Raw genomic sequence first — 26,448 nt, forward strand, 5'->3', positions numbered from 1 at the left:
ACCGCACTACAAGCTCTGATACAGCGTTTCTCTCAGTCGGATTGTCCAAAGGAAGCCCACATGTTCTTGTCCTTAGCCACATGGCCCGAAATTGATCAGCGGCTGAAAGCAGGCAAACGCGGGATCATTATTCCGATTGGTAGCCACGAACAGCATGGCCCAACGGGCCTGATTGGCACCGATGCGCTCTGCCCCGATATCATTGCGCGCGAAGCCGAAAAGCAGGCTGATATTTTGCTGGCTCCCCCTTTCTCCATCGGGATGGCGCAACACCACATGGGCTTTCCAGGCTCGATGACTTTGCGGCCGTCAACCATGATCGCGACCATCGTCGACTGGACGGCAAGCCTCACGCGCGCGGGCTTTGACCGCCTCTATTGGGTCAACGGCCATGGCGGCAATGTTGCAACCATCCAAGCCGCTTTTGCAGAAACCTATGCCCCTTACTCGCTGCGGGGCGAAGCTGCCCCCTTTGCGCATATGTTGAAGAATTGGTGGGAATTGCCGGGGATAGAGCGGTTGTGCCTCGACATGTATCCTGTGGGCCATGGCTCACACGGCACGGCGTCGGAAGTTGCAGTCACCTATTGGGCCTATCCCGAACGCGCCGACCTCGCCAAGCTGGTGCTAGATCCCAAGATCGCACCCAATGGTCCGATCCGCGATGCTGCCGACTATCGCCGCCGTTTCGCCGATGGCCGCATCGGTTCTGACCCAACCCAGTCGACGCCAGAGCAAGGCGGCAAAATTGTTGAAGCCGCAGCCAAGGCCCTGATTACCGACGCCACCAATTTCTTTGCTGAGACCGCCTGATGGCCCAAGCCCCCAATCGTTTCGATGTCCTGATTTCTGGCGGCGGCTTAGTTGGGCTAACCTTGGCTTTAGCGTTAGACCAAGGCGGACTGACGGTTGCGGTCATTGATCGGCTACCAGCAGCGGATTTGTTGGAAGAAACCTTTGACGGTCGCGCCACCGCGATGGGATTTGCCACATATCGCATGATGCAGAGCTTGGGCGTCGCCGGTCATATTGGCGAGGTGCAGCCGATTGAACAGATTTTGGTGTCAGACGGTCGGGTCGGCAGCCCCTCGCGCAAGGGTGGTCCGTCTTCCCTCACCTTACATTTTGACCATCGCGAAACAGGGGCAGGCGATGAGCCCTTAGGCTGGGTGATTGAAAACCGCCGGATTCGCCTAGCGCTCGATCAAGAGGCAGCGGCGCGGCCTAACATCACCCGCTTTGCCCCCGATGAGATTGAGGATGTGCAAATTGGGACAGGCCAAGTCTCGGCGCGCCTAAAATCAGGCAAGGAAGTAACCGCACCAGTGATCATCGGTGCAGAAGGTCGGGGATCATATATCCGCAAACAAGCAGGCATCCGCACCTATGGCTGGTCCTATGATCAAACCGGCATTGTAACGACCGTTGCGATGGAGCACAGCCATCAAGGGGTTGCGCATGAATATTTCCTGCCAACCGGCCCATTTGCCATCCTGCCTTTGATGCATAATCGCGCCAATATCGTTTGGTCAGAGAAAACAAGCCGCGCCAAGGCGCTCCTGGCCATGAACCGCGCCGATCTCGAGCAAGAATTAGCGCGCCGCTTTGGTGATTTCCTTGGCACCGTCAAGCTTGATGCCCCTGTTTGGTCTTACCCCTTGTCGATGGAACTGGCCGCGACTTGGGCAAAACCACGCGTGGCGCTCGCCGGCGATGCGGCTCACGGTATTCACCCGATTGCAGGCCAAGGTCTGAACCTTGGGCTCAAAGATGTTGCAGCTTTAGCCGAAGTCTTGGTGGAGGCCCGAAGTCTTGGTCAAGATTTAGGCGATTTGGCCGTACTTGAACGCTATGCCCAATGGCGGCGGACCGATACCATGACCTTGGCCATTTCCTGTGATGCTTTTGTGCGGCTTTTCTCCAACGATATCGCCCCAGTCCGGGCCTTGCGCACCCTAGGCCTTGGAATTGTTGACGCCATTGGCCCGGCGCGCCGCTTTTTTGCCAGTCATGCTGGTGGCGCCGTGGGCGACTTGCCGAGACTTCTGCGCGGTGAAAAACTGAGGGCTAATGCGTGACCGATTTTGCCACACCTAATTTGCCCGCGATCGATATGGTAGCCACCTCTGCCTTTTACCAAAAGCTGGGTTTTGTTGAAGATTATGTCTCGCCCGGCTGGATGATCCTCTCGCGCGGTGGCCTGCAATTGGAGTTTTTTCCCTATCCAGATTTGGACCCGGCCACCTCATCATTCGGGAGTTGCTTGCGGGTTGATGACTTGCCGGGGCTTTATCAAGCCTGTGTCGCCGCTGGCATATCGCAAACCGCCGTTGGGATGCCGCGGGTGCATCCGCCGCAAAAGGAAGCCTCTGGCTTGACGATTTCCTATATGATCGACCCGAACGGGTCATTGATCCGGATGATCCAAAACGACTAACGCCTACAGCCGCTCCAGCACGGCTTGGGCAAAGAGTTTCGCGCCATGTTTGCCACCTTGGCGGTCGAGTGCCAGATAGAGCCACGGCTCGATCAATTCCAACTCCATCAAGAGCCAGTTTCCGTCCGCCCCGCGCACAAGATCAACCCTAGCATAGGTCAAGGGCGTGCCGTCTGCCTTGGCCAGCACGGCTTGAGCAGCTTCCAGCGCACCTTCGGGTGCATCGATGCCAGTTTCGACTGCGCCATGCTGGCCTTGCGTGCGATAATCACCGGCTTTGGGCCGCTTGATGAGGGCGTGGGAAAACCGTCCACCAAAGTAAAGCAGCGACAATTCGCCTTCTTCGGTGACGGCAGGCAGAAAGGGCTGGATCAGGGCCGCTGCTGGCGGCAAAATATCAGCGCTGGGCACAGGCTCCCCGCGCTTTAACCGGGCTTGCCGCCACGCGCCCGCACCGATGCGCGGTTTGATGATGATTTCATCGGCCTGAAGTTGATCAAAGCTTTGTAGGATGACTTCAGGGCTGCAAGCCTCAATCGCCAAAGTCGGAGGAACAGGCGCGCCGCGGCGTTCAAGCTCTGCCAAATAGCCCTTGTCCATATTGGCGCGAATGACGTCACCACCATTCAACAGACGCGCGCCGGAAGCTTCAATTTCCGCGATACGCTTCAAGAAAGTATCTGTTGCTTGAGGATAATTCCAAGCCAGCAACGGCAAAACCGCACCAAAGCGCGACCAAACTGTTCCCTCATCCTGCCAGAATACCGGTTCAATCTCGACACCGGATGGGGCGAAGGCCTCGCGCAACAGCACAAGTTGATTATGCGCATAATCGGGCTCGGCCCGATCCGGACGGCTAGGATAATAGTCGTGGGTGACAAGCAGTGCGATTGGTTTCATGTCCAAGCCGCTAGCCGCAACGCGCGCAAACGTCTAGAGCAAGCCCGCACTAAATTGCTTGCGGCAAGGAGCCCAAAAATGACGACCCAATTTGATGTTTGCGGTGTAGGGAATGCGATTGTTGACGTGATTGCGCCTGCTACGGACGAATTCCTCGCAGAACATCAAATTGCCAAGGGCGCCATGACGCTGATTTTTGATGAGCCAGCGGTTGAGCGCCTCTATGCAACCATGGCGGCAGGTCAAGAAAGCTCAGGTGGGTCAGCCGCCAACACCTTGGCTGGCATCGCCTCACTAGGTGGCAAGGGGGCCTATATTGGCAAGGTTGCCGATGACACATTAGGCAAAGTGTTTCGCCACGACATGAATGCAGGCGGCGTCGCTTATGACACGCCACCCCATTCGAACGGCCCTTCAACGGCACGCTGCTTGATCAATGTCACACCCGATGGTCAGCGCTCCATGAGCACATTCTTGGGCTGCTCGCCGCTTTTGACGCCAGAGGATTTAGACCCAGCGAAACTGGCTTCGGCCCAAATCGTCTTCCTTGAAGGCTATTTGTTTGACGCCGAAGAAGCCAAAGCAGCTTTTGTAAAGGCCTCTGAAATCGCTCATACCGCTGGCAATAAGGTGGCACTGACCTTGTCAGACCTGTTCTGCGTGGACCGTCACAAAGCTGCTTTCCGGCATTTGGTGGCCAATCATATCGATATTTTGTTTGCCAATGAGGCCGAGATTATCGCGCTATATGACGCACCAGACTTTGACACCGCTTTAGCCGCAGCGCGCCAGGATTGCGATTTGGTCGCGCTCACCCGCTCTGAAAAGGGCTCTGTTCTGGCCCGCGGCGACGAAGTTGTGACAGTTGCGGCCGATCCGGTTGCCGCAGTGGTCGACACTACCGGTGCAGGCGACCTTTATGCGGCAGGCGTGCTTTTTGGCCTCGCCTCGGGTCGCGAGCTTGAGGCCTGCGGCAAATTGGGCTCCTTGGCGGCGGGCGAAGTGATTTCCCATTATGGCGCGCGTCCCCTGGTTAGCCTTGCAGAGCTGGCCGCTGCGCGGGGCCTATAAAGGCAGGTAGATTGGCGTAAAACTTGCGGTGGGTGTGTCATGATTAAGCATGCGGCCTACCTTGGAACACTCGTTGCCTTAGGCTTTGCCTCTAGCGGGCAAGCCCAAAGCGTTTCCACCTATCGCTCTGACGGCGTAACTGCGCCTCAGGTAAAGACTGAGGGGCGCAAAGAACGGCCTCGCATAGTCCGCATCACGCGGTCGAGCGATGCGTTGCCACCTGTCGGCAGCTTTATCGATACGATCGAGCCTGTCGGTGGGGGTGTACGCCTAGCTCCGGCTTCTAGCGAAAGTCAAAACCCGCCGATCGCCATCTTTTTTGATGTCAAGGCACAACCGCGCCCAAAGCAAGCAATGCGTAGACCGCAGCCAACCCGCCCACCGCGCAGTTGAGCCCCCGGCGCGCCGCGCTGACGTGCGGGCTGCCCTTCCCCTGTCCGGCTCTGAGAGCTAGAAAGCCCAACCTGCGACGGGAACACATACCAGCATGCTGAAACTTGACGGGCTTACCAAAACCTATGCTGGCCAAAGGGGGGTGAACTCTGTCAGCTTTGAGGTTGCACCCGGCGAAGTGGTGGGCTTTGTCGGTCCCAATGGTGCGGGCAAGACGACGACGCTGCGGATGATTGCGGGCACGCTTGAGCCCGACCTCGGCCGTGTGCACCTGCTAGGCCATGATATGTGGTCGAACCGCAAGGCTGCCCAAGCCCTACTGGGCTATTTGCCCGAACATGCCCCCCTATATGAGGATATGACCCCGCGCACCTATTTAGACTTTTTATTGGCCGCGCGCGGGCTTGGTCGTACCCAGCGCCCCGCTTTGGTTAGCCAGGCCGCCACACGCACTCAGATTGAAGATGTGCTGGATCGCAGGATTGAAAGCCTCTCGAAGGGCTATCGCAGGCGCGTAGCGCTGGCCGGTGCCCTGGCCCATGACCCACCTGTCCTTGTTTTGGATGAGCCAAGCGATGGTCTTGACCCCAACCAAAAGCGCGTGACGCGGGCGCTAATCCGGGATCTTTCCCCCGGACGGATCATTGTGATTTCAACCCACCAATTGGACGAAGTCATCAGTTTGTGCAGCCGTTTGATTTTGATAGCCGAGGGTCAAATACGCGCAGACCAGAGCCCAGCTGACTTTGCCGCACAAGACCCCAAGGGGCGGATTGAAGACGTGTTTTATCGCCTGACCGTAGCGTCAAGCGACGGGCCGGATCAGCCGGGCGAGGCACACGCATGACTGCCTTTTGGACCGGCTTTCGCGCCCTCTATTGGCGGGAGTTGCGCCAAGATGCCGGCAACCCCCTCGCCTATATCTTTGGTGCCAGTTTTGTGTCGGCCTCAGCCCTTTTGGCATTTCAAGTGGGCGGTTTATTTGAAGCGGGCCGCGCTGAACTGGTTGCCTTTTTCCAATTCCACCCATGGCTGTTTGTGGTCTTAATGCCTGCGCTCAGCATGCGAGCTTGGAGTGACGAGGCAAGGACCGGCACGCTGGAAACCTTGCTGGCGTTACCGGTGCCGACCTCCGCGCTGGTTCTGGCGAAATTCATGGCAGCATGGACCTTGGCGTGCCTGATGCTAGCCTTCACAACCCCGCTCTGGTTCGGTGTTAGCCTACTTGGCCCGGTGGACCATGGTGCGACTGTGACGGCTTATCTGGGATCGTGTTTGTTGGCGGGCGCATATCTGGCGATTGGCATGGCCGCATCTGCGGCCAGCCGCAGTCAGGTCTTAAGCTTTGTTCTGGCGCTAAGCCTGAGCTTTTTGGCTACAGCGGCGGGCCTGCCCTTGGTAAGTAGCACGCTGGCAGGTTTTCTGCCGCTGCCCCTAACTGAAGCGCTTGCTGCGCTGTCCATGCTGGACGCTTTTGCAGGGTTTGAGCGAGGTGTGATCGAAGCCCGTGCCCTCAGCTACTTTCTGGCTGTTATGGCATTGGGCCTCGCTCTGACTGGCCTGTGGGTTGACCATAAGCGCGGGGGGCAGGCATGAAACGGCCCCTTTTTACCCGGCTTGCTGCAACACTCTTGGTGACCTTATTTCTGTGCAGCCAAATGATCAGCCAGAATTGGTTTGCCACACTGCGCCTCGATACCACGCAAGACCAAGACTATACGCTTTCGGCCAGCACACGAGCAGTATTGGGCGACATGAAACAGCCTTTAGAACTCCGCCTGTATGTGTCCCGCGACGCCCTAACCGAGGACCCCGTCCTGAGGAGCTTTAGCAAGCGGGTGGCTGACTTGTTGTCTGTCTATGCCAGCCAAGCCGCTGGCCAGATCAAACTGACCATTACCGATATCAAGCCCTTTTCAGCCGCAGAAGACGAAGCGCTGAAAGCGGGACTAACCCCTATTCCAGGCCCTAACCCGGATGATGCCGCAGCCTTTTTCGGTTTGGTTATCAAAAGCCCCTATGGCCGCGATGTGGTGCTGCCGTTGCTGGACCCGCGTGACGCAGCCAGCCTTGAATTTCACCTGACACGTGCGGTGGTCAAACTTCAGGAAGCAAAGCCAACACGGGTTGCCATGCTGACAAGCTTGCCTTGGCTCGTCACGTCGGACCCGCAAAGGGGTGGCCTGCGACCTGTGGCTGAGGTTGCGCAGCTGTTGACGCAGGAAACGGATTTCTCGCTGCTTAGCCCCGATTTTCAGGCAGTTCCAACTGGCATCGACGTGCTGATTTTGGCCCAGCCAGAGGCTTTGACCGATGCACAGCAATTTGTGCTCGACCAATATGTCCTCTCTGGCGGCAAGCTCATGATCTTTCTCGACCCCGCCTCGACCGTGTCGCGGGATGGTGGCGGCGGACTCGAACAGGGCAGCCAAGCGCTGGGTCGGTTGACGCAAGCGTGGGGCTTTAGCGTCCAAGGCGATGTGATTGCAGACCGCACTTTTGCGCTACCCGTACAGACCGGCCTTGCAGGGCGTAACGCGATTGCCCCCCAGCCCCTGATTTTTCGCGTGCCAGCTAGCGGCCTTAATCAGGACCAAGCCATCACATCGGGCCTAAGCCAAGGTGTGCATGTCGCGACGCCGGGAGAGGTGGTCCCCCTTGGTCAAACCAGCAGCCGCTTTACCCCGCTTTTGACGTCGTCGCCCGATACCATGCGATTAGAGGCCCAACGCGCCTTGTCGGGCATTAGCCCACAAGATGTGCAATTAAATTGGCAAAGCTCAGGCCAGCGCCAAGTCTTGGCCGCAGAGGTGCAAGGCACATGGACCACCGCCTTTCCTGACGGAAATCCGCGCGATCAAAACGCAAGCACACTCAAAACAAGCACCCGCCCCGGCCAAATCCTCATCTTTGGCGACGTCGATCTTTTGGCCGACAGCCTCTATGTCGATGACACCGGCACGGTGGCCGATAATGCGCGCTTGCTCCTTAATAGTGTCGATTATCTTGCGGGCAAAACGCAACTTCTAAGCCTGCGATCCAAAACGCCCCGCCCGCGCAACTTGGTTGAAGTTGAAAAATTGCGGCAGGCCGCTCAAGCCCGCATTCTAGAAGAAGAGCAAGCATTAGAAACCCGACTGGCGCTTGCTGAAGCCCGCTTAAAAGACATTGAGACCACAGAAGCGCTTGAAGGGGTGATTGCCTCTGATGTGACAGACAGGGAACGCGCCCAAGCCCGCCAAGAGGTGCAAGAGGCACGGACGCGCTTGCGAGCCGTGCAAGAAGGTGTGCGAGAGGGCGTGACCCGTATCAAAACGCACCTCATGTTAATCCCCGGAATCGTGATCCCTGCCCTCATGTTGCTGGCGGGCCTCTTGGTCCAGATGCTACGGCGACACCGCGCCAGAAAGGTCGGCGCATGACTGGAATGGGTTCGACCACCGGCGACCTCAAGCGGCGGGACATTGTGTTGCGCTTGGGCGCGATAACGCTGCTTGGAATAGGCCTTAGCCTCGGTGCCCATCTAAGCCGGTCTGGGGCGGGGCCAGGGCAATCCAAATCGGGCAAGCTCTTCCCAAAACTCGCTAGAGATTTATCAAAAGTCAGCCGGATCCAGATTCTTGGGCCCTCAAACCAATTTGAACTCGTGAAAGTCTCAGGCAAGTGGGTCATGCCCCGCGCCGATTCCTATGACATTGCCGAGGCGCCGCTGCGCCGCCTTTTGAAGGCCGTTTCAGACCTTCGCTATATCCGCGCCTTGCCACCCCCAACCCAACAAGATGCCGCTGCCAGCGATATTGATCCGCGTACTGGCGGAGATGGGGTTTGGCTGTCGCTCGAGACCGAAACGCGAGACAAGCTCGCCACCCTTATCCTCGCAAGACGGGGGGATCGTACCTTGGTCTTGGTGTCCGATGACAGCACCTTCTATGAAGTGACGTCCGCCGATTGGCCAAGTTTGACTTCCGCCCGTGCGTGGCTGGATTTGCCACAGTTTGATATCCCGCCAGAGCGGATTGCGACCATAAGCCTCACACGGCCTCGGCAAGGTCCGATTGACATCGTCCGCCGACCCGATGGTGGCTTTGCGCCGGTCGGTGGCAGAGCAAATGCCTCCATCACCGATATCGCCTTGGTGTTGACGCGCTTGGCTTTCCAAGATGCGCGACGTGAAAGTCGGCTGATCGGCCCGGCAAGCTTTCGCCATGAGACAAGCCTAAAATCAGGCTTAATCATAGCACTGGAGGGCTATGAGGCTGATGGCCAATTCTGGGTGAAAGTAGCCGTAGATGCGCGGAAGGCCGCAACCGATCAAGAAGGCCAGCGCTTGGCCGAAGCTACCCGCGGCTGGGCGTATCAAGTGCCACCGAAGCTGGGGACCCTGCTTTCGACCCCGACTGCCTTGCTTCTGCAGGCCGGGCCCTGACCGATTGTGCACGCTTTTGTGCTGCGTCTGATCGCGCTCTAACGCTGGACCTGATGGCGTGTGCGTTCTAACTGAGGACCTATGATTTCTGGCTTTGCAAACCCGCAACGTTTCCTCGGTCTCAGCAACTGGCTGTTGCCGATCACCAGTGTGCTGGCCGTCCTTGTGACCGCCATTGGGGTGGTTTGGTCACTGCTTTATGCCCCAGCCGACTATCAGCAAGGTGAAACAGCGCGCATCATGTATATTCATGTGCCCGCAGCTTGGATTGCTGTGGGAGCCTATACTGGCATGGCAATTGGCAGTGTATCTTATCTGGTATGGGGCCATGCGCTTGGCGATATTGCCGCCAAAGTGATGGCACCGATTGGCGCAGCCTTTACCGCCTTATGTCTGGCTACTGGCTCCATTTGGGGTCGGCCCATGTGGGGCACATGGTGGGAGTGGGATGGCCGGCTAACCTCTGTCCTTGTGCTGTTCTTTCTCTATTTGGGCTATATGGCGCTGCGAAGCGCTTTAGATGAGACCAGCAAAGCTTCTAAAGCGGCGGCGATCCTGTGCTTGGTAGGCACGATCAACATCCCCATCATCCGTTTCTCGGTTGAATGGTGGAATACGTTGCACCAACAGGCATCGGTCATTCGCGAGGGTGGTCCGAGCCTTGACCCCAGCTTGCTCCATCCCCTGCTGGTGATGGGAGTCGCGTATCTGTTGATCTTTGCCGCTTTGACCTTGGCAGCCATGCGTGCCGAAATCTGGAAGCGCTCAGCCGATGCGATTCAGGCGAGGTTGCAGGCATGACTCCACAATTTGCTACCCTCTCTGACTTTATGGCCATGGGTGGCTATGCCGGTTTTGTTTGGGGCGCTTGGGGTTTGAGCGTGGCGGTCATCACCGCCCTCATCCTGCGCGCCATTGTGAATGGACGTCAGCAAAAGGCCCGCTTAGAAGCCTTGCGCCAAGAAAAGGATGCAGGCGCAAACCCATGAGCGAACAGCCCAAAGCCAATCGCCTAATGGCCTTTTTGCCGCTGGCCTTGTTTCTGGCGCTGGCGGGATTATTTGCTTGGGCCATGTTTGGCCAACGGGTTGACCGCCACGCCAGCGCTTTAATTGGCAAGCCCGTTCCGCCGATTGTTTTGCCCGATATGGACGGCAATACCCTTGACCTTGCCAGCTATAAGGGCCGAGCTGTCATTGTGAATGTGTTTGCGTCTTGGTGTGCACCGTGCCGGGTTGAGCACCCGATGTTGCTGCAATTGGCCAAGGACAAACGCTTTGTCGTGATTGGCCTTGCCTATCGCGATGACCCCAGCAAGACCCAAGCGTATCTGGATGAATTAGGCGACCCCTATGCCCAGACCGGCATTGATCGCCAGGGCGCGGCAGGGGTACAATTGGGTTTAGGCGGTGTACCTGAGACCTATGTCATCAGCGCGAAGGGTATTGTCTTGGCCCGACATCGGGGCGAAATCACGCCGAAAGTTGCCGCCGATTTGGCGCAATTGGCAGCCCGCAGTTCAACTCCCTAAAGCTGGTTTGTTTGGGGTGACGGGCCTGCCCGAGTTGTTTGTAAATCATTAACGCAACGCAGATTAGGCCTATTTCTATGAAAGTTGACCCACCCCTTTTTCCCCAATCATTCGGCCAAACCCCTACCCCATCGCGGCCTTCGGCGAACACAAGTGAGTCGATCAAGGCGTTTGCTGCATTGTTGAGTGCAACCAATCAACGTTCCAGCCTGCCTCGGACACCGTCCAATGAAGCCCCGCCAGCACAACCGACGACTGGTTTAAACTCAAGCCCTTCCGTCAAGGCAGAAGAAGCCGCAGCGCAAACCGGATTGGCCCGACCTGGGCGGGTCATCGATATCCGCGTCTAGGCAGAAAATTTAGTTAAAATCCGATTCAAATCTAGTTCAAATCAATCTCGAACTTGAATCAATTTCTCCTGATTCTGCGGACCATTCATTTGTAACTCATGGGTAACATAGCGCTTGGTTACAACGACCAAGCGCCTGAATGGCGTTCCACCGCTTGATGAAGGATCATACAATGATTGGCATCAACTCTGGCTTTGGGCCCTTTCAGGCCTTACAGCTGCAGGTCGCAGCCCGCAGTGATCCGTCCCAAAAAACTTCGGACGACATGCGCGCTCGCGACACTGAGTCAGACCATGCCGAAAAGGCCCTTGAAATTGATCTGACTATCCCTCGAACCCCGTCCGATCACTTGCCCAAAGCGCACCACATGGACTTCCTCTCGCAGATGGAAGCGATTGTGTCTGCCAATTCAACGCAGGTAACGGCCAACGATCTTACGACAGATGCCGGTCGCCTCCAGGCGCTGCGAATCCGTCAACAATTGGAGTCACAGCCATTTGGGATCACCAATCGTGCATCTCAACTTGCGCTGGCCTTGTTCCGCTAAGCGCGGCTAGCTCCACCCCCTCTTTGTATGCGTGCCTTCGAGAGTTCCCCTATGCCGATGGCTATCGGCATGCATGGGGGCGGCTGTCCGCACCCATGGGCTGAGCGAAGTTCCCCCTAACAGGGCCATAGCGCCCGTTTCAGCAACGCGTGACTTGAAGTCAAATCAATTGCTAAATGCAAGGAGATCACAATGATCAGTGTCAACACCAATCTGGCTGCCATGGCCGCCATTCAGAACCTCAACCGCACCGGGTCAGAGTTACAGCAAACCCAATCGGCCATCTCAACCGGCAAGAAGATCGCCAATGTCCGTGACAATGGCGCGGTGTGGGTGATTGCCAATAAAATGTCGACCTATGTGCAATCCTATAGCCGGGTGCGGGAATCTAATGATCGCGCCACGGCCATTCTCGACACCGCCATTGCCGCCGGTGAAGGAATAATGGAATTGCTCAATGAGATGAAGGCCAAGGCTTTGGCTGCCACCCAAACAGGCCTGTCTGCTGGGTCGCAAGCCGCACTGACTGCCGACTTTAACCAATTGCGTGATCAAATCGCCACGGTGGTTGCCAATGCTTCCTTTGATGGCACCAATATGGTGGGCGCAACCCCAGACAGCGCTATCGGTTTGGGGGATTCGTCTGGAGGCAACGGGATTACCATTGCAGGGGCGAACCTGAGCTTGGGCGGCCCTGTGGTGAGTGTGGCAACAGGAACTTCGGTTGACACCGCCGCCAATGCCAGCACTGCACTTGGTTTGGTCAATGCTTCCATCACCGCCTTGGGGACCCAATTGGCAACCTGGGGCGCGGGGGCAAAGCGGCTAGAAGTTCACCGCCAATTTGTCGGCAAGCTGCAAGATGCGCTGAACACGGGTATTGGCTCTTTGGTTGATGCAGACTTGTCTGCTGAAAGCGCCAAGCTGCAATCCTTGCAAGTGAAGAAGCAATTGGGCATCCAAGCGCTTTCGATAGCCAACTCAACAACCCAATATGCTTTGGGCTTGTTTCGCTAGTCTAAAAACTAAAATTTAATCAGATATTTAAGGCTCGGATGGCAGCATTTGCTTTCCGAGCCTTTTGTCTGTTGCAAGCCTGTTTGGCACCCCGAGCCGGCGGCGGATGCAGATTGTTACTGCGAGTAACTAAAGATTTATAACCCATGGGTAATATGGTCTCGTCAAAACGACATGGCGATACAACATCGCCCAAATGCAAAAAGCAAAGGGATCAAAATGATCAGCATCAATACCAATATCGGGGCTATGGCGGCTATTCAAAACCTAGCCTCGACCAAACGGGATCTGCAGGCCACGCAAAATGCCATTGCAACGGGAAAAAGCGTTGCATCGGCAAAGGACAATGGCGCAATCTGGACTATCGCCAATAAGATGACCTCTGATGTCATGGCCTATAGCCGTGTACGGGAATCGAATGATCGGGCAGGTGCCATCCTCGATACCGCCATCGCCGCAGGCGAGAGCATCATGGAATTGCTCAATGAAATGAAAGGCAAAGCCCTCGCCGCTTCCCAACCTGGACTTTCGGTTGGCTCTCAAGCCGCATTGAACGCGGACTTCATTCAGTTACGAGACCAAATCACCAATGTGATCGCCAATGCTTCCTTTGACGGCGCGAACCTTGTAGGCGCCTCGCCAGCATCCGCAGTTTCATTGGGCGATGCCAGTGGCGGCAACAACATCACGGTTGCCGGTGCGAACTTGTCGCTGGGGGGCGCGACGGTCACTGTGACGGCGACCTCGGCAGTCGATACCGCGACCAATGCGACAGCCACCTTGGGCCTTGTAAACGCATCGATCACCAACCTTGGTACGCAACTGGCCACTTGGGGCGCGGGTGCCAAGCGCTTTGAAGTCCATCGCACCTTTGTCTCAAAGCTGTCCGATGCCCTGAATACCGGGATTGGAGCCATCACCGATGCCGACCTCAGCAAAGAGAGCGCGAAACTGCAATCGCTTCAGGTCAAGCAACAATTGGGCATTCAGGCACTGTCGATTGCAAACAGTTCTGCTCAGTCTGCCCTTTCACTCTTCCGCTAAGAGAAGAGATTATAGAAAACCCATTCGATACTTTGGCCCGGACGTTACCGTCCGGGCCTTTTTTGTATTTGGCAAAAAGTGGCTTAGCGAATACCAGGCACGTGCAGCGCAGCTTCGGCTTCAGCCTTTTCCTTCATCGCAGTGCCGGCATGACGGCCAAGCTCTAAGCGGGCAATGGTGCGATTGTGCACTTCATCGGGACCATCAGCCAAACGCAGCGTGCGCTGGTGGGCATAGGCTTGGGCAAGGCCAAAGTCTTGGCTAACCCCGCCACCGCCATGGGCTTGGATCGCATCATCAATGATCTGAAGGGCCATATTTGGCGCTTGGACTTTGATCATCGCGATTTCGGCGCGGGCAACCTTATTGCCGACAGTATCCATCATATAGGCGGCTTTGAGACAGAGCAGGCGCGTCATTTCCAGATCAATCCGGGCGCGCGCGATACGTTGTTCCCAGATCGAATGTTCCGCAACCGTTTTGCCAAATGCAACGCGGGTGACCAAGCGCTTACACATTTTTTCCAGTGCGACTTCAGCAACACCAATCGTGCGCATGCAATGGTGGATACGGCCTGGGCCTAAGCGCCCTTGCGCAATCTCAAAGCCTGCGCCTTCGCGCAAGATCAGATTTTCAGCAGGCACCCGCACATTTTCCATCTTCACTTCAAAATGGCCATGGGGCGCGTCGTCATACCCAAAGACGTGCAGCGGACGCACCAAGGTCACGCCCTTCGCATCCAATGGCATGAGGATCTGGCTTTGCTGGGTATAGGACTTGGCGCTGGGGTCAGTTTTGCCCATCACAATGGCGACTTTGCAGCGTGGATCACCGACGCCCGAGCTCCACCATTTCGTGCCATTAATCACATATTCGTCGCCATCGCGCACGATCGACGTCTGGATATTGGTCGCATCAGAGGAGGCCACTGCTGGCTCGGTCATCAAAAAGGCCGAACGGATTTCGCCATTCATCAAAGGGCGGAGCCATTTTTCCTTTTGAGCCAACGTACCATAGCGCATCAACACTTCCATATTGCCTGTGTCTGGTGCTGAGCAATTGAAGACTTCTGAGGCAAAACCAACGCGACCCAAGATTTCGGCAATCGCGGCATAGGTCACATTCGACAGGCCGGGGCCTTCAAATTCGAACGTGTCGTCAACATGGGCTGCACCATGGCTAGGCGGCATGAACATATTCCACAAGCCAGCCGCTTTAGCTTTTGCCTTTAGCTCTTCAACAATAGGAATGACCTTCCAGCGCTCGCCCTCAGCATCCTGCTTTTGATACACAGGGATCGCTGGGATAATATGCTCTTCCATAAAGGCCTCAACACGTGCGACCCAATGCTTGGTTTGTTCTGAATGTTCGAAAATCATATCCTGCTCCCTGTTTCGTGTTCTTCTACGTTCCCCCTAACCTAGCCCTGTGCTGGCGGGAGGGCAATCGAAAGCATGAGACTTGAAGTGGATATTGCTGCGGCATAAACAGCGTGGCATGCAACTTAACCCTGTTACCGCCAGCCTCTACGACGTGTCGCTAACCCCTTTGGTGGAATCAGACCGGGAACCGCTACGCGTCGCCGCTTTAGACCCAGCCTTATTCCGCTACTGGCCACGCACGATGGCTGCCGACAAATGGGATGAAAACTTTGACTGGATGCTGAACGAGCAAGCCGCCGGTCGCTGGATTCTACATACCGTTCGCCTGTCAGATGGCCGTCTTGTTGGCCAGACTTGTTATCTCGCGATCCGGCCAGAGCATAAGGGCGTCGAGATTGGCGGCACGTGGTATGTGGCAAACGTCCATGGCACTCAGGTCAATCCAGCTTGCAAACTTGCCTTGTTGGAAAACGCTTTTGCGTGCGGCGCTGAACGGGTGGAACTGAAGACTGATGCGCGCAACGCCCGCTCGCGCGCAGCCATTTTGAAGCTGGGTGCCGCGTTTGAAGGTGTTTTCCGCCGCCACCTTCTGTTGCCCGACGGGCACTGGCGCGACACCGCCTGGTTCTCCATCCTGCGCGACGAATGGCCTCACGTCAAAACGGGCCTGCAAGAACGGTTAAATCGACTGGGCAATTAGGTCGCCCCCAAGCGACCTCACCACCAAACCAAACCCCAAACCAAACCCCAAACCAAACCCAAGTGCGATCACACGAGCGAAAACCTCCGTTGGCTGATGTTGCCCGGGGTTTGAGCATGGACTGTTACTGGTGGGTGCATTCATGCCCTATCATCGCCGTTTTCCGCAGTCGTCACGGATTTCAGCTTGCTTCTGTTTAAAAGATATATCATTCTCGATTCTGGGCTTGCGCCACTTAAGTTGCGCAGATTGTTAGTCGCCAGACCAGCGCATGAGCCTGGTTGTGATTGTGACAGAAAACAGGGGATGGTTTGATGAAGAACAGACAGATCTTGCTCGCGACAGCCGCCACTTTGGCGACCCTGATCTCGGGGAATGCTTGGGCCCAATCAGGGACGGCGTCGACGGCCGATGAGCCGGCGTCGGATGTCGTCATTGTCACGGCGTAACGTCGGGCTCAAGATATCCAGCAAGTACCGGCGTCTGTCTCGGCCTTATCCAGCTTGCAAATCGAACAGCGTCAGGTCGGCAATGTGTTGGACTTGCAATATCAAGTCCCCAATATCTCGATCGCAACGGGGACGGGGACGGCCAATTCCGCCCGCATCTTCCTGCGCGGCGTTGGTGAAGATGAATCGCGTGGCGCAGTCGATCCGGCTGTGGCGATCTATGTCGACGGCATCTACATGGGCCGTCAGCTCGGCTCGCTTTTTTCAGTGGTCGATCTGGAACGCATCGAAGTCCTGCGCGGACCACAAGGAACTTTGTACGGTCGCGCGTCAAATGGCGGGGCGATTAAATTGGTGTCCAAGCGCCCCAATCAAGAATTGGGTGGCGAGTTGCGGGCTGGCATCGGCAATTTCGAACGGGTTGAAGCGCGCGGAACGCTGAACCTACCGCTGGGGCCCAGCACTGCTGCCCGCGTGACCGCCATTTACAAGGGGCGCGAAGGTTTCCACACCCTGAACCCAAACGGCGATCGGGCCGCTTTTGCCCGCAAAGTTGGTGAACAGGATATGGGCGCATGGCGCTTCAGCCTTGCCCATGATTTCAACGAGGATTGGAAAATCCTTTTCGCTTATGATGCCACACAGGATAATAGCGATCCTAATCCCGACAGCGCCCGGCCAGGCAATGACCGCGACAACAACATCTTCACGATTGAGCCGCTGCCCGGTGTGACGTGCGGGGCGGCGTCAACCTCGCTGGGCTGCTTTTCTGATTACCGCAGCAAAATCACCAGCGAAGGCGGTTCGCTGACGCTGGATGGTAAACTCGGTAGCTTCTCCTTTCAATCCCTAACCGGCTATCGGACACTGAAAGACGATTTGGGCTCACGTATCGGCTCGCCCTATTTTCAGAAAACCGATCAGGATCAGTTCAGTCAGGAAGTAACGCTGTCGTCGAACTTTGACGGCCCGCTGAATTTTGTCGCGGGGGCCTATTTGTTTGAGGAAGATGTGGTGCTCAACACCACGTTTGTCTTCCCATTCCGAGTAGCTGTGAAGACTGAGTCCCTGTCAGGCTTTCTCCATGGCACGTATAAGGCCACGGATCGCTTAACTGCCACGGCGGGTGTCCGCGTGACCAAGGAAACCAAGGACTTCACCGGGGCCAATCTTGGTGCAGCCTTTGCCACTAATCCGGCTTTCCAGCGCACCGACAGCCGAGACTTTGATAATACGAGCTATAATATCGGGCTGGATTATCAGATTAACGACACGATGATGGTCTATGGCTCCTATGCCAATGGCTTCAAGCCGGGCGGCTGGTCGCCAGATTGCTTCAGCGCGACGGCCTGTTTCCTGCGCGTTGATGAAGAAGAAGTCCGCACCATTGAAGCCGGGACACGGCTGCAATTGTTCGACAAGGCGCTCAAATTCAATGCGACCTATTTCTTCAATACCTATGACGGGCTGCAAATTGGCGCGACGGTTCCAGGCCTTGGCTTTACCCGCTTCAATGTTGCCGAAACCGAAATTCAGGGTCTGGAGTTCGAAGCCTTCTGGCGGCTGACAGAGCGGTTCTCGCTTACCGGCAATCTGGCCTTCCTTGATGCCAAATACACCTCTGTGACGCCGCCTCAGGCCTCGGCCTTGACCAATGCGGGTGTTCCGTGCGCAGGCGGTGTGCCAACGGTTGCATGTGCCCTCGCGCTCAAGCTCAAGAATGCGCCGGACTACAAGGGCTTTGTTGGCTTCAATTATACACGTGGCTTTGGCCCCGGTAAGCTGATTGTCACCGGCGATGTGTCCTTCGAGGATGAAAGCTACAGCCTGGTTGCCAATAGCCCGATCAATGCTCTGACCAAAGTTGACCCACTCTATAATGCGCGGATCGCCTATGAGTTCGACAATGGCATCTCCGTTGCGTTGTGGGGTCAGAATCTGTCGGATCAGGAATATTGGCGGGCTGCCTCAGCAGGCTCATTCACCACCTATGCCGCACCACCGCGCACGTGGGGCATTGATGTTGGGGTGAAGTTCTAACACCCCTCACCAACACGAAGGTCGAGCCAAGTTACCGAGCCAAGTTTCAGCCCAAGGCCTGCACCAAGGCCTTGAGGCGCTCGACCAAGCCCATCTCGTCCTCGGTGAAGTCCTGATCGACCCACCAACGCTCGAGCTCGCGCAGAATCTGGCCCACCGCTGGGCCAGGTCGCGCGCCAGCGGCCAGTACCTGCTCGCCACTGACGGGGAAGCGCGGGGCGACAAAGCCGCTCGCCAGCGCGATCATGGCGCGCCACTGACTGGTGCGGCGGGGCTCGGCATCCTCAGCCCACGCCAGTCGCACCCGGTCCAGATAGAGTTGTTCCCCCAACCAATAGAGGGCGCGGCGCACCTCGCGCGCAGACAAATAGGACTGGATGACCGTCTGATCTGCAGCCCAAGCCACGAGCCGGTCGCCTTCCGCACTCGACAATTTGAGGCGGCTGACTAAGCCAGCAACGCGGGTTGGATCACGCGGCACAAGAGCCATCAAGCGTTGGAGTGGGTCTGGCTCTAGGAAGAGGCTGTTTTCAATCTCGACCAAATGGTGCAGCGCTTCAAGGCCTTCCGCTTCGGGCAAGGTGGCCGCCAAGACACCCGTCTGCGCCATGGCAGTCAAAACCACGCGGGGATCTGGGGCCGTCAGCAAGCGCTTAAGTTCCATCCAAACCCGCTCAACCGACAATTTTGCGATGCCGTCGCGATGTGCGGCACACGCTGCCAAAGCGAGGGGGTCTGGGGTGCCTTTGCCATAGAAGGCATGAAAGCGGAAAAACCGCAGGATACGCAGATAATCCTCGGTGACGCGCTTTGCCGCCTCGCCCACAAAGCGGACATGGCCTGCCTTCGCATCGGCAATACCCGAGCCCATTGGATCAAAGACACGGCCCTGCACATCGCAGTATAGCGCATTCATCGTCAGGTCGCGCCGCTGGGCGTCGGCCAGCCAATCATCGGTAAAAGCCACTTCGGCATGGCGGCCATCGGTGGCTATATCGGTGCGAAGGGTGGTAACCTCGACAGGCTTGCCCGCGGGAATGGCGGTGACGGTCCCATGGACCAAACCCGTTGGCACCACTTTGATCCCGGCTGCTTTCAGAGCTGCCATGGCGGCTTCAGGCTCTAGCTGGGTCGCAATATCAATATCATGCGCCAACTTGCCTAAAACGGCATCGCGCACACAGCCCCCAACCAAGCGCGCGCCATCGGCGCGGACGGCATTAAGGGCGGCAAGGACAGCTTGCGCGTCTGGGTTGCGTACCAAGGCATGGTTGGCGAGGCTCATCTCAGTCATGCTGCGCAGATAGGGCTGAATGCGTCCTCTGTCATCCCAACTCCTGTTTGGCGTAGGTTAATTGTCACGCAAAGTCGTCCGTCTGCTGCCACAATTCGATTTTAGTCCCGTCGGGATCGACCAGCCAAGCAAACTTGCCATAGGGCTCTTCTTGCACATCACCCAGCATGTCGCCACCCGCTGCCCGTATTCTGACGATGAGGGCGTCGAGATCATCGACCCGGAAGTTGAGCATAACATCGCGGGTGGAAGGCTCAAAATAAGTGGTATCTGTCTTAAACGGACTCCAGATTTGATAACCCTCTTGGGCCGCCAGCGCGAAATTGACGCCATACTCATCAAGAGCAAAGCCAAGCACATCGCGGTACCAAGCCTTTAGCCGGTCTGGGTCAGGGCTTTTGATAAAGACCCCGCCCAAACCCAAAACACGACCGCGATCAGTCATCATCGGCTCCTATTCGAACAGAGCCTTGAGCTCCCGCTTCAGGATTTTGCCGTTGGCATTGCGCAACAGGGGCTCGTGCATGATACGTACATGGGCAGGCACTTTGAAGCTGGCCAGCGAGGCCCCGACCCAGCGCTTCAACTCTTCTGCTGTCAACGTGGAGCTAGGCGGCACAGTGACGACTGCCCCCACCTCTTCACCCAACACTTTGTGCGGTACACCGATGATTGCAGCATCGGAAATGTCGGGATGCTTATAGAGAATGTCTTCAATTTCAGAGCAATAGACATTTTCGCCACCACGAATGATCATGTCCTTGGCGCGGTCGACGATGAAGATAAAGCCTTCCTCATCCATGCGCACCAGATCGCCGGACTTAAACCACCCCCCGCCAAAGGCGGCTTCGGTGGCTTCGGGCTTATTCCAATAGCCCACGATGACATTGGGGCCGCGGATCCACAATTCACCCACCTCGCCCACTGGCACATCCTGACCATCTGGGCCGACCACGCGCACATCATTGATGGGATGGGCCGGTCCGCAGGACAAGGGTCGCAGCTCATAATCCTCTGAGCCGATATTGGTGACGGCAGCGGAGGTTTCGGTCAGACCATAGCCCTGACCGGGTGAGACTTTCGGGAAGGTTTCAACGATTTTGCGCACCAGTTCGGCTGAGCTGGGTGCCCCGCCATAGGACACGCTCTCCACACTTGAGGTATCGAACTCCTTCAGGCGGGGATGCTCAATCACCTGCCAGGCAATCGCCGGCACGCCACCAAAGCTGTTGATCTTTTCTCTTTCGATCAATTCGATGCCCTTGAGCGCATCCCAGCGGTGCATCATCACAATCTTTGCCCCTTGGGCGACCGAGGGCACCAAAACGGCATGACAGCCTGTCACATGAAAGAAGGGAATGGCCAGCAGTACCGCCTTTTTTGGCAAGCTTGGATCAGGCGCAGGCGGGGTTTCGCCCCGGCGCAGGAATTGCCGGGCGGTATTGACCATCATATTCATCAGATTGGTGATGACATTGCGGTGGGTGCCATAGGCCCCTTTGGGTGCCCCAGTGGTGCCGGATGTGTAGAATAGGGTGCATAAGTCTTCTGGGTCTAAGGCGACGTTCGGCGGAGAGGTCTCTGGCAAGCGTGCCCACGACACCGTTTCACCAATCAAATCTTCCAAAGCAACCGCACCCGCTGGCCGATCATCGCCACCACGCGCCACAATCAGCGCTTTTAGGTTTGGGATGTTGGGCAGCTTTTCAGCAATGCGGTCGGCGCGCTCCACATCGACAATCGCGATCACAGAGCCGGAGTCGCGCAAACCATATTCCAACTCATCGGCCGTCCACCAGGCATTCAGGGGGCAGATCATGGCGCCAATAATAACGCTCGCCCAGAACACCACCGGCCACTCAGGCAGATTACGCATCACAAGGGCAACGCGGTCCCCTTTTTGGATGCCATAGGTGTCCTTCAAAATATGAGCCAGTTTCGAAGCCGCATTAGCATGAGCGCGATAGGTAATTCGCTCGTCCCCATAGATCAAAAACTCAAGCTCACCGTGTGAACGGCCAATCTCAAAGATGTCGCGTAAATTCTGCGGACCAACTTTATAAACGCGAAGTTCTTGTCCGCGGATATTCTTGGTCTCAATTTCGAGCGGGCCACCGGGGCCGGTTAAAATGGCATGAGCTTGGGCAACCGACATGGCTGGAAATGGCATGGATGTTTCCTCTCCCTGAAGGGATTATGTGCCGCCTCCTTGGGCGTTTAATGCAGGTATTCAACGACAGAAGCTGCAAAGCAAGGGCAAATCATGCGACCCGTTGGTCGATTACAGCCAAATAATCCTAAATCCGCAGAAGCCACAGCAACCTTGGCCCTATGCCGATGACAATAGCCCCACGCGTCCCCACATGAAGCTTTACAAAGAGGGTCGCCCCATTTGACGATCACAGGAGCAAACAATGCTAAACCAAGGCCGCAGAAATCACCTCATTGGGCTTGTCTTGGCGCTCAGCCTGCCACTTTTGGCCGCAGGCTGTGGTGCAAAAGATGATCAAGTTGGTGGCTTCACCAATGATTTGACCGGCAATGAGATCAAGGTAACGGCGCTGCGCGACCCACAATTGGCGCAAGTCACCTGCTATTTTGGTTCGTTTGACCGCAGCCTCTTGGACCGTCTGGGTAAAGGCAATTGGTTTGAGAACCCATCCAACACAGCCATTGATTGCCATCAAACAGGCCCGATTGATGCCGCCACATTGGCGACCTTGCCAAAGAATGCCGAAGTCTTTTCAAAAGGCTCTAGCCTCTTCTTCAAAAGCATTGCGCTGCGCCGGATTGTCGACGTGCCTAATCAGTCGATCATCTATGTTTCCTATAGTCGGGAATTGGTTGCCGCGTCGGCCAAATTGGGGATGAGCGTCGTGCCCGTGACGTTTACCGCACCGACTTCACCCCCGCCGGCACCCACCCCTGCCCCGCAAGCTAAACCTTAAAGCCAAGGGGCCTTGCCTTCTGGCGCTGTCGCGTGCACCTCACTCAGACCATGTCTAAGGCCGATTCAACTCCTTTGCCCGATCTAGCCAACCTCCCCGGGGAAGCCACCCCGGCAAAGGGCGTGTTGCAAGGGGTTGAAGTCATCCGCGATCATTTGCGGCGCTTACCGGGCAAACCCGGCGTATATCGGATGATCGGCGCAGATGGGGAAGTCCTTTATGTTGGCAAGGCCAAAAACCTGAAAAATCGGGTAACCTCCTATGCCCGAGGCCTCGGCCATTCCAACCGCATCGCACGCATGATCGATCTCACGCGGGCGATGGAATTTGTGGTGACGGCGACTGAAACAGAAGCGCTGCTGCTTGAGGCCAATCTGATCAAGCGACTGCGGCCTCGCTTCAACATTTTGATGCGGGATGACAAGTCCTTTCCCTATATCTCCATCCGTCGCGATCATGCCGCCCCGCAAATTGCCAAGCACCGCGGCGCACGCGCCAAAAACGTGGATTATTTCGGGCCTTTCGCCAGTGCCTGGGCCGTCAATGCCAGCCTCACCACCCTGCAGAAGGCCTTCCTGCTGCGATCGTGTACCGATAGCGTCTATGACGGGCGGTCGCGTCCCTGCATGCTGCACCAAATCAAGCGCTGCTCTGCCCCGTGTGTCGGTCTGATCAGTGAAGCCGATTATGGGGAATTGGTGGATGAAGCGACAGCCTTCTTGCGTGGCAAGTCGGTCGACCTGCAAAAGCGGCTGGCTGATGACATGCATGAAGCCGCCGAGAGCTTGGACTTTGAGCGCGCCGCCCGCTTGCGGGACCGTATCAAGGCACTTGCCTCAATCCGGGCGGTACAGGGCATTAATCCGCAAAGCTTCCAAGAGGCCGATGTATTTGGCGTGGCCCTCAATGGCGGTATGAGTTGTATCCAGGTCTTTTTCTTCCGCGCGGGGCAAAACTGGGGCAATCGCGCCTATTTCCCAAAACATGAGAAAGATACCACAGAGGCCGAAATCCTCGACGCCTTCCTAGCACAGTTTTACGACGATAAGCCCGCGCCAAGCCTGATCCTGACCAGCCATGTTTTACCAGAGGCAGAGCTTCTGGAGGAGGCTTTAAGCCTTCGGATGGATATGAAGGTTGAGATCCGCTGTCCCCAACGCGGCGAAAAGCGGGACACGGTGGCCCATGCCACTTCGAATGCCCGAGAAGCGTTGGCCCGCAAGATGGCTGAGAGCAGCACTCAGACCAAATTGCTGGACGGAGTAGCCGATGTCTTCGGCCTTGCAGCCACCCCGCAACGGATCGAAGTCTATGACAATTCCCACATCCAAGGCAGTCATGCCGTTGGGGCGATGATCGTTGCAGGACCCGATGGGTTTGAGAAGAGCCAGTACCGGAAATGGACCATCAAGGATTCCAAGGGCGGCGATGATTTTGCCATGATGCGAGAAGTCTTCACCCGCCGTTTTGCTCGCCTTTTGCAATCAGACACCGAAGACCTGCCCCCGAGTGTGGATATGGAAGGCAATCTGATTGACGAGGGTGGGCGAAAAAACCGCCAACAAGACATCGCCTGGCCCGACATTGTGTTGATCGATGGCGGAGAGCAGCAATTGGCTGTGGTGACAGAAGTGGCCAAGGAATTGGGACTGGACGAAGACATCACTTTGATTTCGATGGCCAAAGGCGTGGATCGTGATGCCGGGCGCGAATTCTTTCATCTGCCGGGCCGTCAACCTTTCCGCTTAGAGCCCAAGGACCCTGTTCTCTATTATCTGCAGCGTTTGCGCGATGAAGCCCACCGCTTTGCCATCGGGGCACACCGTCAGAAACGTTCTATCGCCATTTCAAGAAATCCGCTGGACGAGATTGCAGGCGTCGGCCCAATGCGGAAAAAGGCCATTCTGGCGCGCTTTGGCTCTGCCCGTGGGGTTGCGCGCGCTAGTCTATCCGAATTGATGGAAGTGCCAGGGGTTAATGAAGAACTGGCAACTCGAATTTTGGCTTATTTTCAAAGGACCTAAGGATGAAGTGGCTCCCCAATGCCGTCTCGATCAGCAGACTGGCCCTTGCGCCAGTGATTGGCTATTTAATCTGGTTGGGGCTTTCCAAAGGTGTGGCCAATCGCGAGCTTGAATGGGCGTTTGGGCTTTTTGTCGTCTCAGCATTGACCGATTGGTTAGACGGCTATTTGGCACGCGCGCTGGATGCCAAGAGCGAGTTGGGCGGCAAGCTCGATCTCTGGGGGGATAAGATTTTGGTGGGCATCACCTTGCTGGCGCTCTGGGTCGGGTGGATTATGCAGAATAATCCTCATGGTAGTTTGATCGAAGACGCGTTAGCAGACCCCTTGGGGGTTGCGGCGGGCGTGTTCTTTTTGTTCGCAATTCCAGTCCGAGACAGTTTGGTGACGCGATTACGGGCGCAGGCAAGTCTGAAAGGAATCTCGCTGTCGCCGACCTTTGCCGCAAAGTCCAAGACAGCCGTAATTATGGGCGGGATGGGTGTGTTGCTGGCAGGGCTTGCAACCGGCATGTCCGAGCTAGGCTTTGCTGGGTTTGCAATATTGGTTTTAGGTGCGTTGATGTCGATTTGGACAGGCTTGTCCTATTTCAAAGCTGCCCGTGGGGCCAAAGTTTAAGCTGTCAACATGCGCTGGAGTGCCCAATTGGGCGCGCGGGCTCCAGAAAGGGCTATATCAAGGCCAATCACGGCCTCAACTTCTTCACCATGGCCTAGCGGCAAGCGCATCCAGAAGCGCACCGAATGCCCATGAACACCGACTTCGGCGGGTGCTACACCACAAGAGGGCTTGCGTTCGCGCACGACGCGCTGGATCGTCTCGGCTGACCCCGGCAAGTCTGATTGGACCAAACAGAGGCGCGGATCATCGCCAAATACGTCGCGCAGCGCACTGCCGGCCACGCGGACGCGCGGGCCTTCCAACGACTTGATTTCAATGAGCGAGATGAAGGGCAGAAGCGGCCCAAAAGCACGGGGTTGAAAACTCTCGCGCGTCGGCATCGGCGAGCAGCCAGCTGCGCTGTTCCAGACGTCGAAAAGACGACGCTGTTCTTCCAGCAGCAATTGAGCTCGGAACATTGACACCGATATTAACCCCCTGTTGAGGTTAGTATCAGTGATTTGCACCGAATCGCGCAAGAGTCTTTATGTATAGCAAGAGAATATTTTCATCTTTTCACTGCGAATACTTGTTTCGGCAGCGAAATGATCTCGAAATAGTTAACGGCGACCGCGTCCCAAGCCAATTTTCTTGGCTAATTCAGAGCGTGCCGCAGCATAATTTGGTGCCACCATTGGGTAGTCTGCTGGCAGCCCCCATTTAGCGCGATACTCATCTGGCGACATGTCATAAGAAGAACGCAAGTGGCGCTTCAGCGACTTGAACTTCTTACCATCTTCCAAACAGACGATATGGTCTGGGAAGACTGACTTTTTGGCAGGCACTGCTGGGACCAATTCCTTGGACTCCACGACAGGCGCACCCTCATGGGTATTCTTCAACGACGCATAGACCGTCGAGATCAAACCAGGCAATTCAGACGAGGGAAGCTCATTACCGGCCACATAGGCTGCAACGATTTCAACCGTCATCTCAATCAAACTGGCATCCGTGTTTTCCGACATTACTTAGTTCCCCAGAAATTAGAGACACCGCCCTAAAGACCTGCCTAACATAAGTTTTAGCCTGAGCAGCTAGCGCAGAGAGGAGGCGCGCCACTACTTCATGGCCAAAACCATTTTTATTCTCGCGGAGCAGATAAAACCGCCACCTCCGACTTCTTTCACCTTACCGATGTAAATGCAAGCACTTAAACCACGGAAAAAATCGCGATACCCACGGTAGTTCAAGATTGATTTAGGTCATGTTGACAAACTCTTCAACCAGAGCCGTGCG

Annotated in this window: 28 protein-coding genes; 21 read left to right on the top strand and 7 right to left on the bottom strand. The window is 56.3% G+C overall.

What is annotated here, in order from left to right; translation table 11 throughout:
* The first annotated feature begins 60 nt into the window (after positions 1–60).
* Genes B7364_RS12755 through B7364_RS12765 form a run of 3 tightly spaced genes read left to right on the top strand, consistent with a single transcriptional unit; the run spans position 61 to position 2,437 of the window.
* The gene (locus tag B7364_RS12755; protein WP_085340422.1) at positions 61–813 is read left to right on the top strand and encodes a creatininase family protein; all 753 of its coding nucleotides are present in this window, start codon (positions 61–63) and stop codon (positions 811–813) included.
* A complete protein-coding gene (locus B7364_RS12760) occupies positions 813–2,078 on the top strand; it encodes a UbiH/UbiF/VisC/COQ6 family ubiquinone biosynthesis hydroxylase (RefSeq protein WP_085340423.1) in 1,266 nt (421 codons plus the stop codon). Before B7364_RS12755 ends, B7364_RS12760 begins: the two co-directional genes overlap by 1 nt.
* Positions 2,075–2,437, top strand: a complete 363-nt coding sequence (locus B7364_RS12765) for a bleomycin resistance protein (protein WP_085340424.1) — start codon at positions 2,075–2,077, stop codon at positions 2,435–2,437. Before B7364_RS12760 ends, B7364_RS12765 begins: the two co-directional genes overlap by 4 nt.
* A 3-nt stretch (positions 2,438–2,440) precedes the next feature.
* On the opposite strand, the gene B7364_RS12770 is transcribed toward B7364_RS12765, so the two are convergent.
* On the bottom strand, positions 2,441–3,337 hold the full coding sequence (locus B7364_RS12770; RefSeq protein WP_085340425.1) for an ATP-grasp domain-containing protein: 897 nt from the start codon (positions 3,335–3,337) through the stop codon (positions 2,441–2,443).
* A gap of 78 nt (positions 3,338–3,415) precedes the next feature.
* Between B7364_RS12770 and B7364_RS12775 the strand changes: the two genes are divergently transcribed.
* From B7364_RS12775 to B7364_RS12835, 12 genes are all read left to right on the top strand, one after another.
* A complete protein-coding gene (locus tag B7364_RS12775) occupies positions 3,416–4,408 on the top strand; it encodes an adenosine kinase (protein WP_085340426.1) in 993 nt (330 codons plus the stop codon).
* A 39-nt stretch (positions 4,409–4,447) separates the two neighbouring features.
* A complete protein-coding gene (locus B7364_RS12780; RefSeq protein ID WP_085340427.1) occupies positions 4,448–4,801 on the top strand; it encodes a hypothetical protein in 354 nt (117 codons plus the stop codon).
* Between the two features lie 94 nt (positions 4,802–4,895).
* Positions 4,896–5,648, top strand: coding sequence for an ABC transporter ATP-binding protein (locus B7364_RS12785; protein WP_085340428.1), 753 nt, complete (start codon positions 4,896–4,898; stop codon positions 5,646–5,648).
* On the top strand, positions 5,645–6,397 hold the full coding sequence (locus B7364_RS12790) for an ABC transporter permease (RefSeq protein ID WP_085340429.1): 753 nt from the start codon (positions 5,645–5,647) through the stop codon (positions 6,395–6,397). The genes B7364_RS12785 and B7364_RS12790 overlap by 4 nt, the downstream gene beginning before the upstream one ends.
* Positions 6,394–8,223: a GldG family protein gene (locus B7364_RS12795; RefSeq protein ID WP_085340430.1), complete on the top strand. Its 1,830-nt coding sequence runs from the start codon at positions 6,394–6,396 to the stop codon at positions 8,221–8,223. Before B7364_RS12790 ends, B7364_RS12795 begins: the two co-directional genes overlap by 4 nt.
* Positions 8,220–9,227, top strand: coding sequence for a hypothetical protein (locus B7364_RS12800; protein ID WP_157893692.1), 1,008 nt, complete (start codon positions 8,220–8,222; stop codon positions 9,225–9,227). The genes B7364_RS12795 and B7364_RS12800 overlap by 4 nt, the downstream gene beginning before the upstream one ends.
* Before the next feature lie 81 nt (positions 9,228–9,308).
* Positions 9,309–10,028, top strand: coding sequence for a heme ABC transporter permease (locus B7364_RS12805; RefSeq protein WP_085340432.1), 720 nt, complete (start codon positions 9,309–9,311; stop codon positions 10,026–10,028).
* Positions 10,025–10,216, top strand: coding sequence for a heme exporter protein CcmD (gene ccmD / locus B7364_RS12810; protein WP_085340433.1), 192 nt, complete (start codon positions 10,025–10,027; stop codon positions 10,214–10,216). Before B7364_RS12805 ends, ccmD begins: the two co-directional genes overlap by 4 nt.
* Entirely contained in the window at positions 10,213–10,758 is a 546-nt protein-coding gene (locus B7364_RS12815; protein WP_085340434.1) for a DsbE family thiol:disulfide interchange protein, read from the top strand. Before ccmD ends, B7364_RS12815 begins: the two co-directional genes overlap by 4 nt.
* 522 nt (positions 10,759–11,280) lie before the next feature.
* The gene (locus B7364_RS12825) at positions 11,281–11,655 is read left to right on the top strand and encodes a hypothetical protein (RefSeq protein WP_157893693.1); all 375 of its coding nucleotides are present in this window, start codon (positions 11,281–11,283) and stop codon (positions 11,653–11,655) included.
* Between the two features lie 192 nt (positions 11,656–11,847).
* On the top strand, positions 11,848–12,672 hold the full coding sequence (locus tag B7364_RS12830; protein WP_085340437.1) for a flagellin: 825 nt from the start codon (positions 11,848–11,850) through the stop codon (positions 12,670–12,672).
* Between the two features lie 219 nt (positions 12,673–12,891).
* The gene (locus B7364_RS12835; RefSeq protein ID WP_085340449.1) at positions 12,892–13,716 is read left to right on the top strand and encodes a flagellin; all 825 of its coding nucleotides are present in this window, start codon (positions 12,892–12,894) and stop codon (positions 13,714–13,716) included.
* Between the two features lie 83 nt (positions 13,717–13,799).
* Here the strand turns inward: B7364_RS12835 and B7364_RS12840 are convergent, their stop codons facing one another.
* On the bottom strand, positions 13,800–15,095 hold the full coding sequence (locus B7364_RS12840) for an acyl-CoA dehydrogenase family protein (RefSeq protein WP_085340438.1): 1,296 nt from the start codon (positions 15,093–15,095) through the stop codon (positions 13,800–13,802).
* 118 nt (positions 15,096–15,213) lie between these two features.
* On the opposite strand from B7364_RS12840, the gene B7364_RS12845 reads away from it, so the two are divergent.
* The 3 genes from B7364_RS12845 to B7364_RS12850 all read left to right on the top strand — a co-directional run bounded on the left by B7364_RS12845 (position 15,214) and on the right by B7364_RS12850 (position 18,287).
* Complete coding sequence (locus B7364_RS12845; RefSeq protein ID WP_085340439.1) at positions 15,214–15,798, top strand: GNAT family N-acetyltransferase; 585 nt, start codon at positions 15,214–15,216, stop codon at positions 15,796–15,798.
* Positions 15,799–16,112: 314 nt separating this feature from the next.
* Positions 16,113–16,247, top strand: coding sequence for a hypothetical protein (locus B7364_RS18280; RefSeq protein WP_269798780.1), 135 nt, complete (start codon positions 16,113–16,115; stop codon positions 16,245–16,247).
* 15 nt (positions 16,248–16,262) lie between these two features.
* Positions 16,263–18,287, top strand: coding sequence for a TonB-dependent receptor (locus tag B7364_RS12850; protein ID WP_269798781.1), 2,025 nt, complete (start codon positions 16,263–16,265; stop codon positions 18,285–18,287).
* 46 nt (positions 18,288–18,333) lie between these two features.
* On the opposite strand, the gene B7364_RS12855 is transcribed toward B7364_RS12850, so the two are convergent.
* The 3 genes from B7364_RS12855 to B7364_RS12865 all read right to left on the bottom strand — a co-directional run bounded on the left by B7364_RS12855 (position 18,334) and on the right by B7364_RS12865 (position 21,751).
* Positions 18,334–19,572, bottom strand: coding sequence for a CCA tRNA nucleotidyltransferase (locus B7364_RS12855; RefSeq protein WP_232780907.1), 1,239 nt, complete (start codon positions 19,570–19,572; stop codon positions 18,334–18,336).
* A gap of 73 nt (positions 19,573–19,645) precedes the next feature.
* On the bottom strand, positions 19,646–20,026 hold the full coding sequence (locus tag B7364_RS12860; protein WP_085340450.1) for a VOC family protein: 381 nt from the start codon (positions 20,024–20,026) through the stop codon (positions 19,646–19,648).
* A gap of 9 nt (positions 20,027–20,035) precedes the next feature.
* The gene (locus B7364_RS12865) at positions 20,036–21,751 is read right to left on the bottom strand and encodes a class I adenylate-forming enzyme family protein (protein ID WP_085340441.1); all 1,716 of its coding nucleotides are present in this window, start codon (positions 21,749–21,751) and stop codon (positions 20,036–20,038) included.
* 244 nt (positions 21,752–21,995) lie between these two features.
* Here B7364_RS12865 and B7364_RS12870 point away from each other — a divergent pair, with 244 nt between their 5' ends.
* From B7364_RS12870 to B7364_RS12880, 3 genes are read left to right on the top strand one after another with little or no spacing between them, the layout of a single operon-like run.
* The gene (locus tag B7364_RS12870) at positions 21,996–22,529 is read left to right on the top strand and encodes a CreA family protein (RefSeq protein ID WP_085340442.1); all 534 of its coding nucleotides are present in this window, start codon (positions 21,996–21,998) and stop codon (positions 22,527–22,529) included.
* Between the two features lie 50 nt (positions 22,530–22,579).
* Positions 22,580–24,553 (top strand): excinuclease ABC subunit UvrC, encoded by a 1,974-nt coding sequence (uvrC, locus tag B7364_RS12875; protein WP_085340443.1) that lies wholly within the window; start codon positions 22,580–22,582, stop codon positions 24,551–24,553.
* A gap of 2 nt (positions 24,554–24,555) precedes the next feature.
* Entirely contained in the window at positions 24,556–25,170 is a 615-nt protein-coding gene (locus tag B7364_RS12880) for a CDP-alcohol phosphatidyltransferase family protein (protein ID WP_085340444.1), read from the top strand.
* Here the strand turns inward: B7364_RS12880 and B7364_RS12885 are convergent.
* Positions 25,167–25,631, bottom strand: a complete 465-nt coding sequence (locus B7364_RS12885; RefSeq protein WP_085340445.1) for a PAS domain-containing protein — start codon at positions 25,629–25,631, stop codon at positions 25,167–25,169. The genes B7364_RS12880 and B7364_RS12885 overlap by 4 nt on opposite strands.
* 141 nt (positions 25,632–25,772) lie before the next feature.
* Positions 25,773–26,177: a MucR family transcriptional regulator gene (locus B7364_RS12890; protein ID WP_085340446.1), complete on the bottom strand. Its 405-nt coding sequence runs from the start codon at positions 26,175–26,177 to the stop codon at positions 25,773–25,775.
* Positions 26,178–26,448: the final 271 nt, after the last annotated feature.

The sequence above is a fragment of the Aquidulcibacter paucihalophilus genome (assembly GCF_002105465.1).
Taxonomy (GTDB): Bacteria; Pseudomonadota; Alphaproteobacteria; order Caulobacterales; family Aquidulcibacteraceae; genus Aquidulcibacter; species Aquidulcibacter paucihalophilus.

Excerpts from the sequence above, each read along its gene's own strand:
- B7364_RS12790 (WP_085340429.1), top strand. The coding sequence starts at position 5,645 with ATGACTGCCTTTTGGACCGGCTTTCGCGCCCTCTATTGGCGGGAGTTG.
- B7364_RS12855 (WP_232780907.1), bottom strand. The coding sequence starts at position 19,572 with ATGAGCCTCGCCAACCATGCCTTGGTACGCAACCCAGACGCGCAAGCT.
- B7364_RS12785 (WP_085340428.1), top strand. The coding sequence starts at position 4,896 with ATGCTGAAACTTGACGGGCTTACCAAAACCTATGCTGGCCAAAGGGGG.
- B7364_RS12845 (WP_085340439.1), top strand. The coding sequence starts at position 15,214 with ATGCAACTTAACCCTGTTACCGCCAGCCTCTACGACGTGTCGCTAACC.
- B7364_RS12760 (WP_085340423.1), top strand. The coding sequence starts at position 813 with ATGGCCCAAGCCCCCAATCGTTTCGATGTCCTGATTTCTGGCGGCGGC.
- B7364_RS12825 (WP_157893693.1), top strand. The coding sequence starts at position 11,281 with ATGATTGGCATCAACTCTGGCTTTGGGCCCTTTCAGGCCTTACAGCTG.
- B7364_RS12885 (WP_085340445.1), bottom strand. The coding sequence starts at position 25,631 with ATGTTCCGAGCTCAATTGCTGCTGGAAGAACAGCGTCGTCTTTTCGAC.
- B7364_RS12865 (WP_085340441.1), bottom strand. The coding sequence starts at position 21,751 with ATGCCATTTCCAGCCATGTCGGTTGCCCAAGCTCATGCCATTTTAACC.
- B7364_RS12890 (WP_085340446.1), bottom strand. The coding sequence starts at position 26,177 with ATGTCGGAAAACACGGATGCCAGTTTGATTGAGATGACGGTTGAAATC.
- B7364_RS12830 (WP_085340437.1), top strand. The coding sequence starts at position 11,848 with ATGATCAGTGTCAACACCAATCTGGCTGCCATGGCCGCCATTCAGAAC.
- B7364_RS12835 (WP_085340449.1), top strand. The coding sequence starts at position 12,892 with ATGATCAGCATCAATACCAATATCGGGGCTATGGCGGCTATTCAAAAC.
- B7364_RS12870 (WP_085340442.1), top strand. The coding sequence starts at position 21,996 with ATGCTAAACCAAGGCCGCAGAAATCACCTCATTGGGCTTGTCTTGGCG.
- B7364_RS18280 (WP_269798780.1), top strand. The coding sequence starts at position 16,113 with ATGAAGAACAGACAGATCTTGCTCGCGACAGCCGCCACTTTGGCGACC.
- B7364_RS12815 (WP_085340434.1), top strand. The coding sequence starts at position 10,213 with ATGAGCGAACAGCCCAAAGCCAATCGCCTAATGGCCTTTTTGCCGCTG.
- uvrC (WP_085340443.1), top strand. The coding sequence starts at position 22,580 with ATGTCTAAGGCCGATTCAACTCCTTTGCCCGATCTAGCCAACCTCCCC.
- B7364_RS12795 (WP_085340430.1), top strand. The coding sequence starts at position 6,394 with ATGAAACGGCCCCTTTTTACCCGGCTTGCTGCAACACTCTTGGTGACC.
- B7364_RS12755 (WP_085340422.1), top strand. The coding sequence starts at position 61 with ATGTTCTTGTCCTTAGCCACATGGCCCGAAATTGATCAGCGGCTGAAA.
- ccmD (WP_085340433.1), top strand. The coding sequence starts at position 10,025 with ATGACTCCACAATTTGCTACCCTCTCTGACTTTATGGCCATGGGTGGC.
- B7364_RS12840 (WP_085340438.1), bottom strand. The coding sequence starts at position 15,095 with ATGATTTTCGAACATTCAGAACAAACCAAGCATTGGGTCGCACGTGTT.
- B7364_RS12805 (WP_085340432.1), top strand. The coding sequence starts at position 9,309 with ATGATTTCTGGCTTTGCAAACCCGCAACGTTTCCTCGGTCTCAGCAAC.
- B7364_RS12775 (WP_085340426.1), top strand. The coding sequence starts at position 3,416 with ATGACGACCCAATTTGATGTTTGCGGTGTAGGGAATGCGATTGTTGAC.
- B7364_RS12770 (WP_085340425.1), bottom strand. The coding sequence starts at position 3,337 with ATGAAACCAATCGCACTGCTTGTCACCCACGACTATTATCCTAGCCGT.
- B7364_RS12780 (WP_085340427.1), top strand. The coding sequence starts at position 4,448 with ATGATTAAGCATGCGGCCTACCTTGGAACACTCGTTGCCTTAGGCTTT.
- B7364_RS12800 (WP_157893692.1), top strand. The coding sequence starts at position 8,220 with ATGACTGGAATGGGTTCGACCACCGGCGACCTCAAGCGGCGGGACATT.
- B7364_RS12880 (WP_085340444.1), top strand. The coding sequence starts at position 24,556 with ATGAAGTGGCTCCCCAATGCCGTCTCGATCAGCAGACTGGCCCTTGCG.
- B7364_RS12860 (WP_085340450.1), bottom strand. The coding sequence starts at position 20,026 with ATGACTGATCGCGGTCGTGTTTTGGGTTTGGGCGGGGTCTTTATCAAA.